Here is a 14,756-nt window from a genome sequence, read left to right as displayed (position 1 = left end):
GCCCTCGGTGCCGCGGCGACGCGGCCCGGCCCCCCGCCGGACACGCCGGACCCGATGGAGGGGTCCCGCGTGAGGGCACAGTACAACGACCGCAGAGAAGGAGCCATGGTGTCCGAGACTCGCCCGGGGATGACGGCCGCACGCGACGTCGTGGTGTCGCAGGCAGTGGCGCTCGGCGTGGCCGTCGCGCTCACGACGTCGGGAGTGCCTGCACGATGGGCGATCACGGCCGCAGTGGTCGTCGTGATCGGACTCTGCCTCCCCCGGGACGGGCGTCCTGTCGTGGGTCACCTCTCGGCGTGGCCACGGCTTCTCGCGCATCGACCGGTACCCGCGCGCACGGTGCTGTCGTTCGATCGTCCCGGCGGTCCGATCGGTGTGGTGTGGAACGGATCCGACCTGACGATCGTCGCGGAACTCCACGTCGAACCGGCTGCGGCCGGATGGTCGACGGTCGGCTCACGCGGTGCGACACCCGATGCCGTGGTGCCGCTCCGCGACCTCGTCGACCGACTGTCGCAGGGCACGGACGCGCCCACCCACCTGGGTGTCACCTCCGTCGGCACGCGTCCGGCACGGGGTCGCCGCGCCGCGGACTCCTACCTGTCCATGGCCGGACCGCTCGCGTCGGTGGCGCGGCGGCGAACCTTCCTCTCCCTCTCGACCGATGTCCACGAGGGTGAGACGGCCGCGGCGCGTCGGGGCGGAACTGCTGCGGGGTCGGTGCAGATGCTCGCCACGACCATGGCCCGACTGCAGCACGTCCTGCGCACCCACGGTCTCGTGGGCAGCCTTCTCACCGCCGATCAGATCCGTGCGGCGGATCTTCTGGTGACGAGTGGGGCTCCCCTCCGTCACGTCCGTCCGCAGTGGCGCTTCGCCCGGCTCGGCGGATCGACCTGGCGCTCCCGGCGGCTCGCACCGTCCGCCTGGACCGCGGCGGCGGTCGACTCGATCGGCGATCACGACGCGGACGTCACGAGTCTCGCCGTCCGGGCGGCTCTCTCGACCACCACCGAAGCGACGGCGACCTACGGCTACCTGTCGGCCGAATCTCCGCAGCGCCGATCGATCCGGGTCGCGGGGTCCAGCACGCTCGACGGCCTGCATCGACAGGGCCTGGAGGACGTCCTCGTGTCGACCGCCCGGCCGGCGACGCCCACGCACCCCGTCGAGGGAGCGCAGTGGAGCACCCTCGTGCTGCCGGTCGCGGGATGCGGTCAGGTCGTCGGTGTCGACTCCGACGGAACCACGGTCACCGCACGACTGTTCGGAAGGGACGTCCACACCGTCGACGTCCACGGCGAGCTGTACGTGGTCCACCAGATCGTCTTCCGCGCCGTGGCCGTCGGTGCGGTGGTCCTGGTGATGACCGACCGACCCCATGCATGGCGCCATCTCGCCGTCGCGGTGGCGGATTCGGGCACCCTCTCGGTGGTGACTCCCGTGTCGGACGTCGAGTCCGGCACCGCGGTGGATCTGGTGGTCGCCGATCATGCCGGAGACAGACCGACTCCGGTACCGGGAACGGTGCTGCGGGTGAACCGTGCCTCGTCGACCGGCGGGACCGACATCGTCATCGACCAGTCCCCGGACGTCACCGACGAGGTGTCCCTGACGATGGCGTCGCGGAGCATCACCCTGCGCCTCGTCACCACCGCGGCCGAGACCGAGGCCATCGGTCGACCGCGGGGTCTCCCACGACCGGGCTCAGCCGCGCGGGTAGGGCTGCCCGGCGCGCTCTGACCACCACAGCAACTGATCGATCATCCGCTGTGCGCCATCGATCGCGGCACCGTCGGACGTCTCGCCGTGCGCGTCGAACGCCTTCTTCACTCGGGGGAACAGCACGGCGTCGCGCACGGATGCCATGTGCAGCTCCGCGACCACCAGACGCAGCTGCTCCACGGCTCGCACTCCCCCGGCCGTGCCGCCGTAGGAGACGAAACCCACCGGCTTGCCACGCCATTCGAGCTTCACCGAGTCCAGTGCCAATTTCAGCGATGCCGGGCAACCGTGGTTGTACTCGGGAGTGACGAGCACGAAGGCATCGCAGCCGTCCACCCAGCGGGTCAGCTCGTCGACACCGGGGCCACCCGAGAGATCCATCGGCAGAACGACATCCGCGAGGTCGAGTACCCGGACCTCGAATCGCCCGTCCGCCGAGGCGCGGCGCACGAACCACTGAGCCACTGTGGGGCCGACACGCCCCGTCCGGACCGAGCCGATGATCACGCCGAGAACAGGAGCCATGCCTGAAGAGGCTAGCCGCAGCAGGCACCGGGCAACGATCGCGTGGCCCGGGTCGTGCGACTGCGATCGGCCAGCTCCGCATCGACCGGGTAGTCGACACGCACCAGCGACAGGCCGTGCGCCGGGGCCACGGTGATCGAACTCGACCTCGCACCGGCTCCCAGCAGGCCGCGTACCCACGTCAGGTCACGGCGTCCTTCGCCCACAGCCAGCATCGCCCCGACCAGGGAACGCACCATCGACCAGCAGAACGCGTCCGCGCTCACGTGCGCGGTGAGATCGTCTCCGTCCCGCACCCAGTCGAAGCGCTGCAGCTCCCGCACGGTGGTGGCACCGTCACGGCGCTTGCAGAAGGCGACGAAATCGTGGAGGCCGACGAGGGTCGACGACGCCTCCTGCATCGCCGCCACGTCGAGTGTGCGGGTCCACGGCACCACGAAACCCGCTCGGAGGGGCGGAGTTCCGTAGGGCGCGGTGGACAGTCGGTACTCGTAGTGCCGCCGCAGTGCGGAGAACCGGGCGTCGAAATCGTCGGACACGAACGTCACACGCAGGACGCGGACGTCCGTCGGCAGGAAACGCGCGAGTCGCCGCACCAGCAACGACGGGTCGGGTGCGCGGTCGGGATCGCGAGGATCGATGCGGGCCAACGCGGTTCGCGGCACGTCGACGTGGGCGACCTGGCCCTCGGCGTGCACGCCGGCATCCGTCCGCCCGGCCACGGTGAGCTCGAGTGGGGTACCGAAGATGGCGGACAGTCGCTGCTCGAGCACACCGCACACGGTCCGTTGGTCGCGTTGTCGAGCCCAGCCGGCGAAGGCAGTGCCGTCGTAGGCGACATCGAGACGCAAACGGGCGAGCCCGCCACCCCCGGAAGGGGTGACGGGCTCGCCCAGAGAGTCCGAGGACACTCTTACTTCTTGTCTGCCTCATCGGCGTTGGCCGCGTGAGCGTCCTCTGCCTCGACACCCTCGATGACAGCGTCTGCATTCTCGACCTGAGCGTCGGTTGCCTCGGCCTCGACGGCCTCGACGACGTTCTGATCGGATGCAGCCTCGTCAGCGGCGGTCTCGTCGTTCGTGGCGGCAGGCGCGGCCTGCGATGCCTGGACACGACGAGCACGGTCCGCCTCGTTGGACACCGTCTGCTCGCGAACGAGCTCGATGATGGCCTGAGGAGCGTTGTCACCCTTGCGGGGGACGGTCTTGATGATGCGGGTGTAGCCGCCTGCGCGCTCGGCGAAGTGCGGGCCGATCTCTGCGAACAGAGTGTGAACGACGTCCTTGTTGCGGATGTCCTTCATGACCTCGCGACGGTGAGCCAGCGAGCCGGCCTTCGCGTGCGTGATGATCTTCTCGGCGTAGGGGCGGAGGCGCTTGGCCTTCGACTCCGTGGTGGTGATCCGTCCGTGCTCGAACAGCGCCGTCGCCAGGTTGGCGAGAATCGCCTTCTGGTGCGACGCCGATCCGCCGAGACGGCGACCCTTGGTGGGCTTGGGCATGTCAATCTCTCCTGATCAAGAGCTCGGGACGCGAGTGCGTCAGAGCTGTTCGGTCTCGGCGTAGTCCTGCTCGGCGCCGTCGGCATCGCTCACGGCGGTGTCGGTGTCGCTCCAGGTACCGGTGGCGGCGTCGTATCCGGCGACAGTGCTCGGATCGAACGTCGCGGGGCTGTCCTTGAGCGAGAGGCCGAGCGAGTGCAGCTTGACCTTGACCTCGTCGATGGACTTCTGTCCGAAGTTACGGATGTCCAGCAGATCCGACTCGGTACGGCCGACCAGCTCGCCGACGGTGTGAACACCCTCGCGCTTGAGGCAGTTGTAGGACCGGACGGTGAGGTCCAGATCCTCGATCGGCAGACCGAAGGATGCGATGTGATCGGCCTCGGCGGGCGAGGGTCCGATCTCGATGCCTTCTGCTTCGACGTTGAGCTCACGGGCAAGCCCGAACAGCTCGACCAGGGTCTTGCCCGCCGAGGCGAGCGCGTCCCGCGCGGTGATGGAGTTCTTGGTCTCCACGTCGAGAACGAGCCGATCGAAGTCGGTGCGCTGCTCGACGCGGGTGGCCTCCACCTTGTAGGTCACCTTCAGCACGGGCGAGTAGATCGAGTCGACCGGGATACGGCCGATCTCGGCGCCCGACGCCTTGTTCTGAACAGCCGGAACGTATCCGCGGCCACGCTCGACGACGAGCTCGATCTCGAGCTTGCCCTTGTCGTTCAGGGTCGCGATGTGCAGATCCGGGTTGTTCACGGTGACGCCGGCCGGAGGAACGATGTCGCCTGCGGTGACAGTGCCGGGGCCCTGCTTGCGGACGTACATGGTGACCGGCTCGTCCTCTTCCGAGGACACGACGAGACCCTTGAGGTTCAGGATGATGTCGGTGACATCCTCCTTCACGCCGGGGACCGTGGTGAATTCGTGCAGAACGCCGTCGATACGGATGCTGGTGACAGCAGCGCCGGGGATCGACGAGAGAAGCGTGCGGCGAAGCGAGTTGCCGAGGGTGTACCCGAAGCCAGGCTCGAGGGGCTCGATGACGAACTTCGAGCGGTTGTCAGCGATGACCTCTTCGGTCAGCGTGGGTCGCTGAGAAATGAGCATTGATGTCCTCCTGGGAAGAGCGTCCGCTATTTGACGCTCGGGATGTGGCCTACGGCCCCGTGCGCCTTGTGCGTATCGGGAGATACGCAAAAGGCGCACGGGGCGCGAAGCGCCCTACTTCGAGTAGTACTCGACGATGAGCTGCTCGGTCAGCGGGATGTCGATCTGCGAACGCTCCGGCTCCTGGTGGACCAGGATGCGGAGACGGTTCGGAACGACCTGCAGCCAACCGGCAACGGGACGATCGCCGTAGGTCTCGCGGGCGATCTGGAAAGGCAGCGTGCTCAGCGACTTCTCTCGGACGTCGATGATGTCGTACTGCGAGACGCGGTAGCTGGGGATGTCGACCTTCTTGTTGTTGACCAAGAAGTGGCCGTGCGTGACCAGCTGGCGTGCCTGACGACGCGTGCGAGCGAGGCCCGCACGGTAGACGACGTTGTCGAGACGCGTCTCGAGGATGCGGAGCAGGTTCTCACCCGTCTTGCCCTTGAGGCGGTTCGCTTCCTTGTAGTACAGCGAGAACTGCTTCTCCATGACGCCGTAGGTGAAGCGTGCCTTCTGCTTCTCCTGCAGCTGGAGCAGGTACTCGCTCTCCTTGATACGCGCGCGGCCGTGCTGGCCGGGCGGGTACGGGCGACGCTCGAAGGCCTGGTCGCCTCCGACGAGGTCGACGCGCAGTCGACGCGACTTGCGGGTGATGGGTCCGGTATAACGAGCCATGTTCTGTTACTTCCTTCCCGCTAGACGCGACGGCGCTTGGGCGGACGGCAGCCGTTGTGCGGCTGGGGGGTGACATCGGAGATGGTGCCGACCTCGAGGCCTGCCGCCTGGAGCGAACGGATCGCGGTCTCGCGGCCGGAGCCGGGACCCTTCACGAAGACGTCGACCTTCTTGACGCCGTGCTCCTGCGCCTTGCGCGCGGCACTCTCGGCAGCGAGCTGAGCGGCGAACGGAGTCGACTTGCGCGAGCCCTTGAAGCCCACGTGGCCCGAGGACGCCCACGAGATGACGTTGCCCGACGGGTCGGTGATCGACACGATCGTGTTGTTGAACGTGCTCTTGATGTGAGCGCTGCCGTGCGGGACGTTCTTCTTGTCCCTGCGGCGCGTCTTCTGGGTCTTCTTCGGACCGGAGGTGCGTGACTTCGGGGGCATTACTTCGCCTTCTTCTTGCCGGCAATGGTGCGCTTCGGTCCCTTACGGGTGCGCGCATTGGTCTTCGTGCGCTGTCCACGGACGGGCAGACCACGACGGTGGCGAAGGCCCTGGTAGCAGCCGATCTCGATCTTGCGACGGATGTCGGCCTGCACCTCGCGGCGCAGGTCGCCCTCGACCTTGAGCGACTCCTCGATGTACTCGCGGAGCTTGGTCAGGTCCTCGTCGGTGAGGTCCTTGCTCCGGAGATCGGGGCTGACGCCCGTGGCGGAGAGAATCTCCTGCGAACGGGTACGGCCGATGCCGTAGATGTAGGTGAGTGCGATCTCCATGCGCTTCTCGCGCGGAAGATCCACACCGGCTAGACGTGCCATGTGGCGTTTTCCTTCATTCGTGCGGAGGTCTGCTCCCAGTCCGTCCCCATACATGTGGTGCTCGGGGCCCCGGCCTCCGCGGCCGGGGGTGTACTACCCGCGTGTGGGCAGCTGGTGCTGGGAGGTCTTCTTCTGGCATGTGGAGCCAAGTAGATCTTCGAGAGGGGGGTTGATCAGCCCTGACGCTGCTTGTGGCGCAGGTTGTCGCAGATCACCATGACCCGGCCGTTACGGCGGATCACTTTGCACTTCTCGCAGATCGGCTTGACGCTCGGCTTGACCTTCACGTCTGTTCGATCTCCTGGTCGCGTCCGAGGATCACGCGCGAACCCGTCGAACCTCGGACATGGTTGATCCCCGGCTCGCGAGGAACCGGGGACTCTTGACTACTTGTAGCGGTAGACGATCCGCCCGCGTGTCAGGTCGTAGGGAGACAGCTCGACCACGACGCGATCCTCGGGGAGGATGCGGATGTAGTGCTGCCGCATCTTGCCGCTGATGTGAGCGAGCACCTTGTGACCGTTCTCCAGCTCGATGCGAAACATCGCATTGGGCAGGGGTTCGACTACTCGGCCCTCGACCTCGATTGCGCCGTCCTTCTTTGCCATATCCTCCGCGATCCTGGTTTGCACACCTGATTGACGTCTCGTAACCACACTTCGTGCAGGCACGCGTGAACGCACCGACGTTCCATGTTACCGGGTCGGAGCGAGCAGGCCAAACCAGCCGTCGACAGGCGCGGAGCACTATCAGCCCGAATGGCCCCGATAGGTGCCGAAGGACCAGTGCACTCCCTCGGGATCGAGGCAGGTGAAACCCTGGCCGCCGTAGTCCTCGTCGCGCAGGGGTTCCACGATACGGGCGCCGGCCTCGCGCGCGCGATCGTGCAGTCGCGTCAGTTCGTCCTGTCCCACGGCAACGTAGACGGCGCCGACTCCGGGCGGCAGGCCCGCGATGGTGCTGTCCGGTCGCGCCGAGCCGAGCATGACGGCTCCGCCGCCGGGGCGGACGAGCTCGGCGTGGTCGACGCGCTCCCCCTCGCCGTACACGGCGGCCTCGGTGAAGCCGAGGACGTCGACGAGGAAGGCGATCGCGGCACGCGCGTCGTCGTAGCGGAGTGCGGGCCAGACGACGGTCGGGGTGGTCTCGGTGTGCTGTGTCTCGGTCATGCCGTCGATCCTGTCGCCGCGGAGGTGCGCTCGTCTTGTACGGATGCGAACACCTCGTTCGCACGCCACACCGAGGGCGCCGATCCCGCCAGCGCGCGCCAGTCCCGTGCCATGTGTGCCTGGTCGAAGTAGCCGCAGACCGACGCCACCTCGGCGAGCCGGGGCGGTTCGGCCACCCGCAGCATCGCGTGCGCTCGGGCGAACCGCCCCAGCCGGACCGCGTCCCGCGGCGTGACGGCGTACTCGGAGGCGAACGCGGTCTCGAGGCGTCGACGGCTCCATCCGACCTCCGCGGCGACCTGCTCCACCGACATCGCGGTGGGGCCGGTGGTCCGCGCCCACGCCCGCTCCAGCCGGGCATCCGGTTGCGGGGCCCGGCCCAGTCGCGCGCACAGCGTGCGGTCCAGCAGCGCGAATGCCTCACGCCATCCGGTCGCTGCGTGCACGCCGTCGAGAAGCCGAGCGGCATCGCGCCCGAGCAGGTCCTCCAACGGCACGATGTACTGGCGCAACTCGGCGGGCGGGACGTGGAGCAGCGCGCGGCACCCCGCCGGCGTCACCGTGATCTGGACACCGTGCTGCTCGCCGTCGTGCTCGATCACGACGGGTTCGGTCCCCAGACCCGACGCGAGGGCACCGAACTCCCCCGGCCGCTGATCCGCCATCGCGGTGCGGGAGATCGTGAGCGGTGGCCCGATCGGCAGAATGATCGTCAGGTCGACGGACGGCATGCCGACGTGCGAGCCCGGCGCGAAGCCGGAGAGGCGGTACCCCTCGTAGCGACGCACGAGGCCGCGGAGTGGCCGCGACGGCACCGCGGTCGCGCCGTCCGACACGGCTGTCATGGGCACACGGTAGAACGGTACGAGCGAGGCCGCACGGCATTCGTGCACACGCTGCGGACGAGGAGGACCGATCGATGGCCGAGGATCCAGGACGCGTCGAGAAGGCGTTGGTGTCGATCCTCGACAACGGGAGCCGACTGCAGGGCCCCGCCGTCGAGAAGTACGTCTGGCGAATACGCCGCGCGCATCCCACCGAGTCGCCGGCGCAGATCATCGGTCGCCTGGAGAAGACGTTCCTGAACGCCGTGACGGGAAGCGGCGGGGCTGCCGGGGCCACCGCCGCGGTGCCCGGCATCGGCACCGTCGCGTCGGTCGCTGCCGTCGGCACCGAGACGGCCTTCTTCGTCGAGGCCTCCGCACTGCTCACCCTGTCGGTGGCCGCTGTCCACGGCATCGCCGTGCACGACCACGAACAGCGGCGTGCGCTGGTGCTGGCGGTCGCTCTCGGTGAGTCCGGCCGGGAGATCGTCGGCAGGACACTCGGCCGCGGCAACGTGGGCCGCGTGCTCACCGCCGGGATCCCCGGCGCGAACCTCGGCAGTCTGAACAAGCGGCTCGTCCGCAAGTTCGTCGCCAAGTACGCCGCGAAGCGAGGGGCGGTCATGCTCGGCACGCTGCTGCCCGCGGGCATCGGAGCCGTCATCGGCGGAGCCGGCAACCGCGCCTTGGGCAAAGGCGTCGTCACCAATGCACGGGACGCCTTCGGGCCGCCGCCGGCGCGGTGGCAGGACGCACCGGGCGTCGTCGAGCCGGACGCCTGACGCGTGCACGTCACCACCGAGACGAGCCCCGGACACGCGCTCGAGGCGCGTGACCTCACCAAGACCTACGGAACCGCGGTCGCCGCCGCGCAGATCGGGTTCGTCGTACCGCGCGGATCGGTGACCGGGTTGTTCGGACCCGTCGGCTCCGGCACGTCGACCACGCTGCGAATGCTCCTCGGGCTCGTACAGCCCGACGAGGGTGCGGCGCTGGTGGAGGGCCTGCCGTACGCGGCACTCGTCGAGCCGGGCCGCGCCGTCGGTGCCGTGCTCGGCGGCGGCGGCGCGCACCCCCGCCGCACGGCGCGCGCACACCTGCGCACTCTCGCGCCCGTCCTCGGTGTCGCCGACTCCCGCGTGGAGGAGGTGCTCGCACTCGTCGGTCTGCACGACGTCGCCGGTCGCCGCGTCGGCGAGTTCTCTCTCGGGATGCGGCAGCGCCTCGCGCTCGCGGCGGCACTGCTCGGCACACCTCGCATCCTCGTGCTGGACGAGCCGACCGACGGTCTCGACCCCGGCGGCATCGTGTGGCTCCGCGACTTCCTGCGCGGATTCGCTCGTGCGGGCGGCTCCGTTCTGGTGTCCGGCCACGTCGTTCGCGAGCTCGAGGCGGTCGTCGACCACGTCGTGATCCTCGACCGCGGCTCGGTCGTCTTCCACGGCAGTATCGGTGAGCTCCGCGGTACCCGTCCCGCCCGCATCCTGGTGCACAGTTCGAACCCCGCCGCCCTGGCACTGGGCCTCGCCGCGTCCGGCCACACCGACGCCGTGCTGGGTCCCGACGGCCGACTCGTGGTCACCGGTGTCGGCGAGGCCGTGATCCGGTCGACGGCGCACGCGTCCGGGGTGACCGTCCACGGAACCGTGGTGTCCGCCGTGGACCTCGAGCAGATCTACCTGTCCCTCACGAGCCCGGTCGGTCCGCATCCCGCCTTCACCGGAGCTCGGCGATGAGCCCCACGGCAGGCGGTCTGCTCCGAGCGGAGATCCGGCGGGTCGGATCGTTGCGGTCGTGGTGGGCACTGGGTCTACCGCCCGTGCTGATCGGCGGATTCGCCAGCGCCGTGTACGCCGCCATCGCGTCGTCGGACGCGCTCACCGGCGTCGACGACGCCAATCGCGTCGCCGCTCTCATCGGGTTGTACGTCACCGTGGGCGTGTCGGTGCTGTTCGCCGCCGTGTTCGGCGCGGTGCACGCCGCGACCGACCTGCGCCACGGCGCCGCGTCCACGACCTTCCTCGCCGCGCCGCGTCGCGGTCAGGTGGTGGCCGCCAGGATTCTCGTCTCGGCCGCCGTCGGTGCCGCGTACGCCGTGGTGTCCGTCCTCGTCAGCGTGGCGTCGCTCGCACTGTTCGGGGGCAACACAGTGGTGGACGACGGACTGGTGATCGCGGTCTGTCTTCTCGGCATCGTCGTCTCCGCGCTGTGGTGTGTCCTCGGCTGCGGGCTCGGGCTGCTCACCGGCTCCCCTGCCATCGCGGCGATCGTCGTGGTCGCGTGGCTACCGATCGGAGAGCTCGTCGTGATCGCGGTGCTCAGCGGCATCGGCGCGGAGGCGGTCGCCGCCCTGCTCCCCGGAGCCACCACCGTCGCGATCATGGCGGCGGACAAGGGGACGGACGGCGACATGCTGCTTCCGTTCTCCGCTGCCGTCATCGGACTGCTGCTGTGGACCATCGGCATCGCCGGAGCCGGGTGGCTGCGCACCACTCGCCGAGACGTGACGTGAGCACTCCCGATTCGCGAGGGTGGATCCGCAGGCTGGCGTCGGACTGCTTCGCTCATCGCCGCGTCGCGGTGGGCGCACTCGCGGTGACCTTCGTGGCCGCTGCCATCGACATCATGTTCCCCCTCCTCACCCGCGCCGCCGTCGACGGCGCGTCGGCCAGCCGCACCGACCACATCGCCACCATCGCCGCGGCCATCGCGGGACTGGCCGTCGTCCGCTTCGCGTGCCAGTTCGGGCGGCGCCTCCTCGCCGGCGCCCTGTCCATCGACGTGCAACACGGACTGCGCCAACGCCTGCTCGCGTCGCTGCACCGCCTCGACGGCGAGCGGCAGGACGAGGTACAGGTCGGTCAGGTGGTGTCGCGCTCGATCACCGACCTGCAGCTGGTGCAGGGTCTGCTCGCCATGGTCCCGTTGTCGGCGGGCGCCCTGCTGCAGTTCGTCCTGGCTCTCGGCGTGATGGCGTATCTGTCGCCGCTGCTCACCCTGGTGGCGCTCGCCGTCGTACCGGCCATCAGCGTGCTGGTGGTCCGCATGCGCCCCACGCTGTACGCGGCCACCTGGTCGGCCCAGCAGCAGGCCGCGGAACTGGCCGGGCACGTGGAGGAGACGGTCACCGGTGTGCGGGTGGTCAAAGGCTTCGGCCAGGAATCGCGTGCCGTGGACACGCTGGAGCGCATCGGCCGGCGGCTGTACGCCGAGCGCCTGCGCGCCGCCGTCGTGAACTCCCGATTCGCCCCTGGCATGGCGGCGCTGCCGCAGCTCGGTCTGGTGGGTGTGGTGGCCCTGGGTGGGTGGTTGGCTCTGTCCGGTTCCATCACCGTCGGCACGTTCCTGGCCTTCGCGAGTTACGTCGCCACGATGGCCGCCGTGACCCGGACACTCACGTCCGTCGTGGTCATGGCCCAGCTGTCCCGTGCCGCGGTCGAACGGGTGTACGGCGTCATCGACACCCGGCCGGCGCACGAGGAACCCGAGAATCCGGTACCGATCCCGGACGGAGCGCTGGGGCTGCGTCTGCGCGACGTCCGATTCGGTTTCGACCCCGACGCCCCCGTGCTCGACGGACTGGACCTCACGGTCGCGCCGGGCGAGACGGTGGCGGTGGTGGGCCCCTCCGGCAGCGGCAAGTCGACCCTGTCCATGCTGCTGCCGCGGTTCTACCGACCGTCGTCGGGCAGCATCGTGCTCACGTCCGAGAACGGCGACGTCGACATCGCCGACCTGTCCGCCGACGACCTCCGCGCGGCGGTGTCGGTCGCGTTCGACGATCCGTTCCTGTTCTCCTCCAGCGTCGCGCGCAACATCGCCCTCGGTGCCCCCGACGCGTCGGAGGCGAGTGTCCGCGACGCGGCCACGCGCGCCATGGCCGACGACTTCGTCCGCGACCTGTCCGACGGTTACGACACCACGGTGGGTGAGCGCGGGCTCTCGCTGTCCGGTGGCCAACGCCAACGCATCGCGCTCGCGCGGGTCCTGCTGTCCTCCCCGCGCGTCCTGGTCCTCGACGACGCCACCTCGGCCGTCGATGCCCGCACGGAGGCAGCGATCTTCGACCGGCTGCGTTCCGGTCCACGCCGGACGACGGTGGTGCTCGCGCACCGCCGGTCGACGCTCGCGCTGGCCGATCGCGTCGCCGTCCTGGACCGGGGGCGCATCGTCGACATCGGCACCGAGGCCGAACTCGACGAGCGTTGCCCCCTGTTCCGCGCGCTGATGTCCGGCGCAGGCGAGAAGTCCGAGCCGGCGCAGGACGACGTGCCCGCCGACTCGCTGTGGCCGGACGACGGCGCCTCCACCGAGTTCGCGTCCTCACCCGCCTCCCGCGCGAGCGCGGACGGCGCGGCTGCCGGCGGCCCTCCCGGTCCGGGCGGTCACATGGCGTCGTCACTCGGCGGCGCCGTGCCCACCGAGGCCGTGACCGAGATCCTGGCCCGAATCGCCCCGGCCGACGAGGACCCGCGCGTCGACACCGCTGCCGCTCGGCGGGACGAGTCGACGTTCACCCTGCGGCGCACCCTCGCCCCCGTCGCCGGACTGCTCGCGGTGGTCATGGTCTGCCTGGCGTTCGACTCGGCCGTCACCATCGCCTTCCCGTCGATCGTGCGGTTCGCCGTCGACCACGGTGTCGCCGAGAGGTCCACCGGAATCCTCGCGGCGGTGTCGGGCATCGCGCTGGCGCTGGTGATCGTCGACTGGCTCGTGGTCCGCACCATGACGGTGGTGACCGCGCGGGCCGGTGAGCGCGTGCTCTTCGGGCTCCGCGTCCGCAGCTACGCGCACCTGCAGCGTCTCGGCCTCGACTACTACGAGCGAGAACTGTCCGGCCGGATCATGACCCGCATGACGACCGACGTGGACGCGTTGTCGACGTTCATGCAGACGGGTCTGTCGACGGCCGTCGTCAGCCTCCTGACGATCGTCGGCGTGTCGGCCGCATTGATCCTCACCGACGGGGTCCTCGCCGCGGTGGCCCTGTCGGTCGTCCCGATCCTGGTGGTGGCGACGCTGGTGTTCCGTCGCATCTCCGCTCGCGCGTACTCGACGTCACGCGAGCGCATCTCGGCCGTTAACGCGGAGTTCCAGGAGAACGTCACCGGACTACGGGTCACGCAGGCGTACCGGCATCAGACGGCTGCGGCACGCTCGTTCCTCGCCCGCTCCGAGTCGTACCGCCGCAGCCGGATGCGGTCGCAACGGGCCATCTCGGTGTTCTTCCCGTTCATCGCGTTCCTGTCGGACCTCGCCCTCGCCGCCGTGGTCCTCGTCGGTGCGTACCGCGTGGCCGACGGGCGCACCTCGGCCGGCGCCCTCGTCGCCTTCGTGCTGTACCTGGGTCTGCTCTTCGGCCCCATCCAACAGTTGTCCCAGGTGTTCGACGGCTATCAGCAGGCGTCCGTGGGTCTCACTCGCATCGGTGACCTGTTGCGCACCCGCAGCTCGATCGAGCAGGCCGGGTCGTCGACGCCGGTCTCGGTCCCACCGCGACTGCGCGGCGACATCGCGCTGAAGGACGTCACCTTCCGCTACGCCGGGGCTCCGCGGGATGCGCTGACGTCGGTCGACCTGCACGTTCCGGCGGGATCGACGGTGGCACTGGTGGGTCGCACCGGCGCCGGCAAGTCGACCATCGTGAAGTTGATGGCGCGGTTCTACGACCCGACCACCGGGGACGTCGTCGTGGACGACGTGCCCGTGCGGTCGTACCCGCTCGGCGACTACCGCCGACGTCTGGGAGTCGTTCCGCAGGAGGCGCATCTCTTCAGCGGCACCATCGCTTCCAACATCGCTTTCGGGCGTCCGGACGCGACGCGCGCCGACATCGAGAGCGCGGCCCGCGCCGTGGGGGCACTGCCCGCCATCGCCACACTCCCTCTCGGCATGGCGACGCCCGTCGGAGAACGTGGCCGCGGCCTCGCGGCGGGAACCCGGCAGTTACTGGCGCTGGCGCGCGCCGAGCTGGTCGATCCCGACATCCTGTTGCTCGACGAGGCGACGGCGACCCTGGACCCGGCGACGGAACGAGCCGTCCTGGACGCCGGCCGCACCGTGACCACCCGTCGGACATCGGTGATCGTGGCGCACCGCCTCGCGACCGCCGCGCGGGCCGATCTCGTCGTGGTGGTCGACGACGGGCGCATCGTGGAGAGCGGAACCCACGAGAACCTGGTGCGCTCGGACGGTTTCTACGCCGAACTCTGGGAAACCACCGAGGGACGTACCACGGCTGCGAGTGGCGCGGGTCACGCAGCCGACGACGGCACGACCACGCCACACACCGGTGAAGCCGATCACAAGGGTGATCCGGACACACGGCCGCGGACCGAAAGGTCTAACCTTGATCGTGCCGTGCGCTGAGCGAGAACGAA

Annotated in this window: 16 protein-coding genes; 5 read left to right on the top strand and 11 right to left on the bottom strand. The window is 69.4% G+C overall.

Annotated elements, in window-relative coordinates; genetic code table 11:
- Nucleotides 1-105: 105 nt before the first annotated feature.
- Nucleotides 106-1,746, top strand: a complete 1,641-nt coding sequence (locus OG947_RS19815; RefSeq protein ID WP_328812684.1) for a type VII secretion protein EccE — start codon at nt 106-108, stop codon at nt 1,744-1,746.
- On the opposite strand, the gene OG947_RS19810 is transcribed toward OG947_RS19815, so the two are convergent.
- The 11 genes from OG947_RS19810 to OG947_RS19760 form a co-directional block, all read right to left on the bottom strand.
- The gene (locus OG947_RS19810) at nt 1,711-2,253 is read right to left on the bottom strand and encodes an NADPH-dependent FMN reductase (RefSeq protein ID WP_328812683.1); all 543 of its coding nucleotides are present in this window, start codon (nt 2,251-2,253) and stop codon (nt 1,711-1,713) included. The genes OG947_RS19815 and OG947_RS19810 overlap by 36 nt on opposite strands.
- Before the next feature lie 11 nt (nt 2,254-2,264).
- Nucleotides 2,265-3,104, bottom strand: coding sequence for a tRNA pseudouridine(38-40) synthase TruA (truA, locus tag OG947_RS19805; RefSeq protein ID WP_222628666.1), 840 nt, complete (start codon nt 3,102-3,104; stop codon nt 2,265-2,267).
- Nucleotides 3,105-3,166: 62 nt separating this feature from the next.
- Nucleotides 3,167-3,754 (bottom strand): 50S ribosomal protein L17, encoded by a 588-nt coding sequence (gene rplQ, locus OG947_RS19800; protein WP_027503821.1) that lies wholly within the window; start codon nt 3,752-3,754, stop codon nt 3,167-3,169.
- A gap of 39 nt (nt 3,755-3,793) precedes the next feature.
- Nucleotides 3,794-4,855: a DNA-directed RNA polymerase subunit alpha gene (locus OG947_RS19795; RefSeq protein ID WP_027503822.1), complete on the bottom strand. Its 1,062-nt coding sequence runs from the start codon at nt 4,853-4,855 to the stop codon at nt 3,794-3,796.
- Between the two features lie 114 nt (nt 4,856-4,969).
- Nucleotides 4,970-5,575 (bottom strand): 30S ribosomal protein S4, encoded by a 606-nt coding sequence (gene rpsD / locus OG947_RS19790; protein ID WP_027503823.1) that lies wholly within the window; start codon nt 5,573-5,575, stop codon nt 4,970-4,972.
- Nucleotides 5,576-5,595: 20 nt separating this feature from the next.
- On the bottom strand, nt 5,596-6,009 hold the full coding sequence (gene rpsK, locus OG947_RS19785) for a 30S ribosomal protein S11 (protein ID WP_027503824.1): 414 nt from the start codon (nt 6,007-6,009) through the stop codon (nt 5,596-5,598).
- Nucleotides 6,009-6,383 carry a 30S ribosomal protein S13 gene (gene rpsM, locus OG947_RS19780; protein ID WP_027503825.1) on the bottom strand — a complete coding sequence of 125 codons (375 nt, stop codon included), beginning with the start codon at nt 6,381-6,383 and terminating at the stop codon, nt 6,009-6,011. Before rpsM ends, rpsK begins: the two co-directional genes overlap by 1 nt.
- A gap of 173 nt (nt 6,384-6,556) precedes the next feature.
- Nucleotides 6,557-6,670: a 50S ribosomal protein L36 gene (rpmJ, locus tag OG947_RS19775; RefSeq protein ID WP_009679193.1), complete on the bottom strand. Its 114-nt coding sequence runs from the start codon at nt 6,668-6,670 to the stop codon at nt 6,557-6,559.
- Between the two features lie 99 nt (nt 6,671-6,769).
- Complete coding sequence (infA, locus tag OG947_RS19770; protein WP_005140011.1) at nt 6,770-6,991, bottom strand: translation initiation factor IF-1; 222 nt, start codon at nt 6,989-6,991, stop codon at nt 6,770-6,772.
- 141 nt (nt 6,992-7,132) lie between these two features.
- The gene (locus tag OG947_RS19765; RefSeq protein ID WP_027503826.1) at nt 7,133-7,552 is read right to left on the bottom strand and encodes a VOC family protein; all 420 of its coding nucleotides are present in this window, start codon (nt 7,550-7,552) and stop codon (nt 7,133-7,135) included.
- Nucleotides 7,549-8,397 carry a helix-turn-helix domain-containing protein gene (locus OG947_RS19760; protein WP_222650295.1) on the bottom strand — a complete coding sequence of 283 codons (849 nt, stop codon included), beginning with the start codon at nt 8,395-8,397 and terminating at the stop codon, nt 7,549-7,551. The genes OG947_RS19765 and OG947_RS19760 overlap by 4 nt, the downstream gene beginning before the upstream one ends.
- A 74-nt stretch (nt 8,398-8,471) precedes the next feature.
- Here OG947_RS19760 and OG947_RS19755 point away from each other — a divergent pair, with 74 nt between their 5' ends.
- From OG947_RS19755 to OG947_RS19740, 4 genes are read left to right on the top strand one after another with little or no spacing between them, the layout of a single operon-like run.
- Nucleotides 8,472-9,158, top strand: coding sequence for a hypothetical protein (locus OG947_RS19755; protein ID WP_056442559.1), 687 nt, complete (start codon nt 8,472-8,474; stop codon nt 9,156-9,158).
- A 3-nt stretch (nt 9,159-9,161) separates the two neighbouring features.
- Nucleotides 9,162-10,112 carry an ATP-binding cassette domain-containing protein gene (locus OG947_RS19750; protein WP_328812682.1) on the top strand — a complete coding sequence of 317 codons (951 nt, stop codon included), beginning with the start codon at nt 9,162-9,164 and terminating at the stop codon, nt 10,110-10,112.
- Complete coding sequence (locus OG947_RS19745; protein ID WP_037183839.1) at nt 10,109-10,888, top strand: ABC transporter permease; 780 nt, start codon at nt 10,109-10,111, stop codon at nt 10,886-10,888. The genes OG947_RS19750 and OG947_RS19745 overlap by 4 nt, the downstream gene beginning before the upstream one ends.
- Nucleotides 10,885-14,745 carry an ABC transporter ATP-binding protein gene (locus OG947_RS19740; RefSeq protein WP_328812681.1) on the top strand — a complete coding sequence of 1,287 codons (3,861 nt, stop codon included), beginning with the start codon at nt 10,885-10,887 and terminating at the stop codon, nt 14,743-14,745. Before OG947_RS19745 ends, OG947_RS19740 begins: the two co-directional genes overlap by 4 nt.
- The last annotated feature ends 11 nt before the right edge of the window (nt 14,746-14,756 follow it).

This window comes from Rhodococcus sp. NBC_00297 (assembly GCF_036173065.1).
In the GTDB taxonomy this organism is placed as follows: Bacteria; Actinomycetota; Actinomycetes; order Mycobacteriales; family Mycobacteriaceae; genus Rhodococcoides.
Note: the sequence above shows the minus strand (reverse complement) of the source record. Positions and strands in the feature narration are given on the sequence as shown.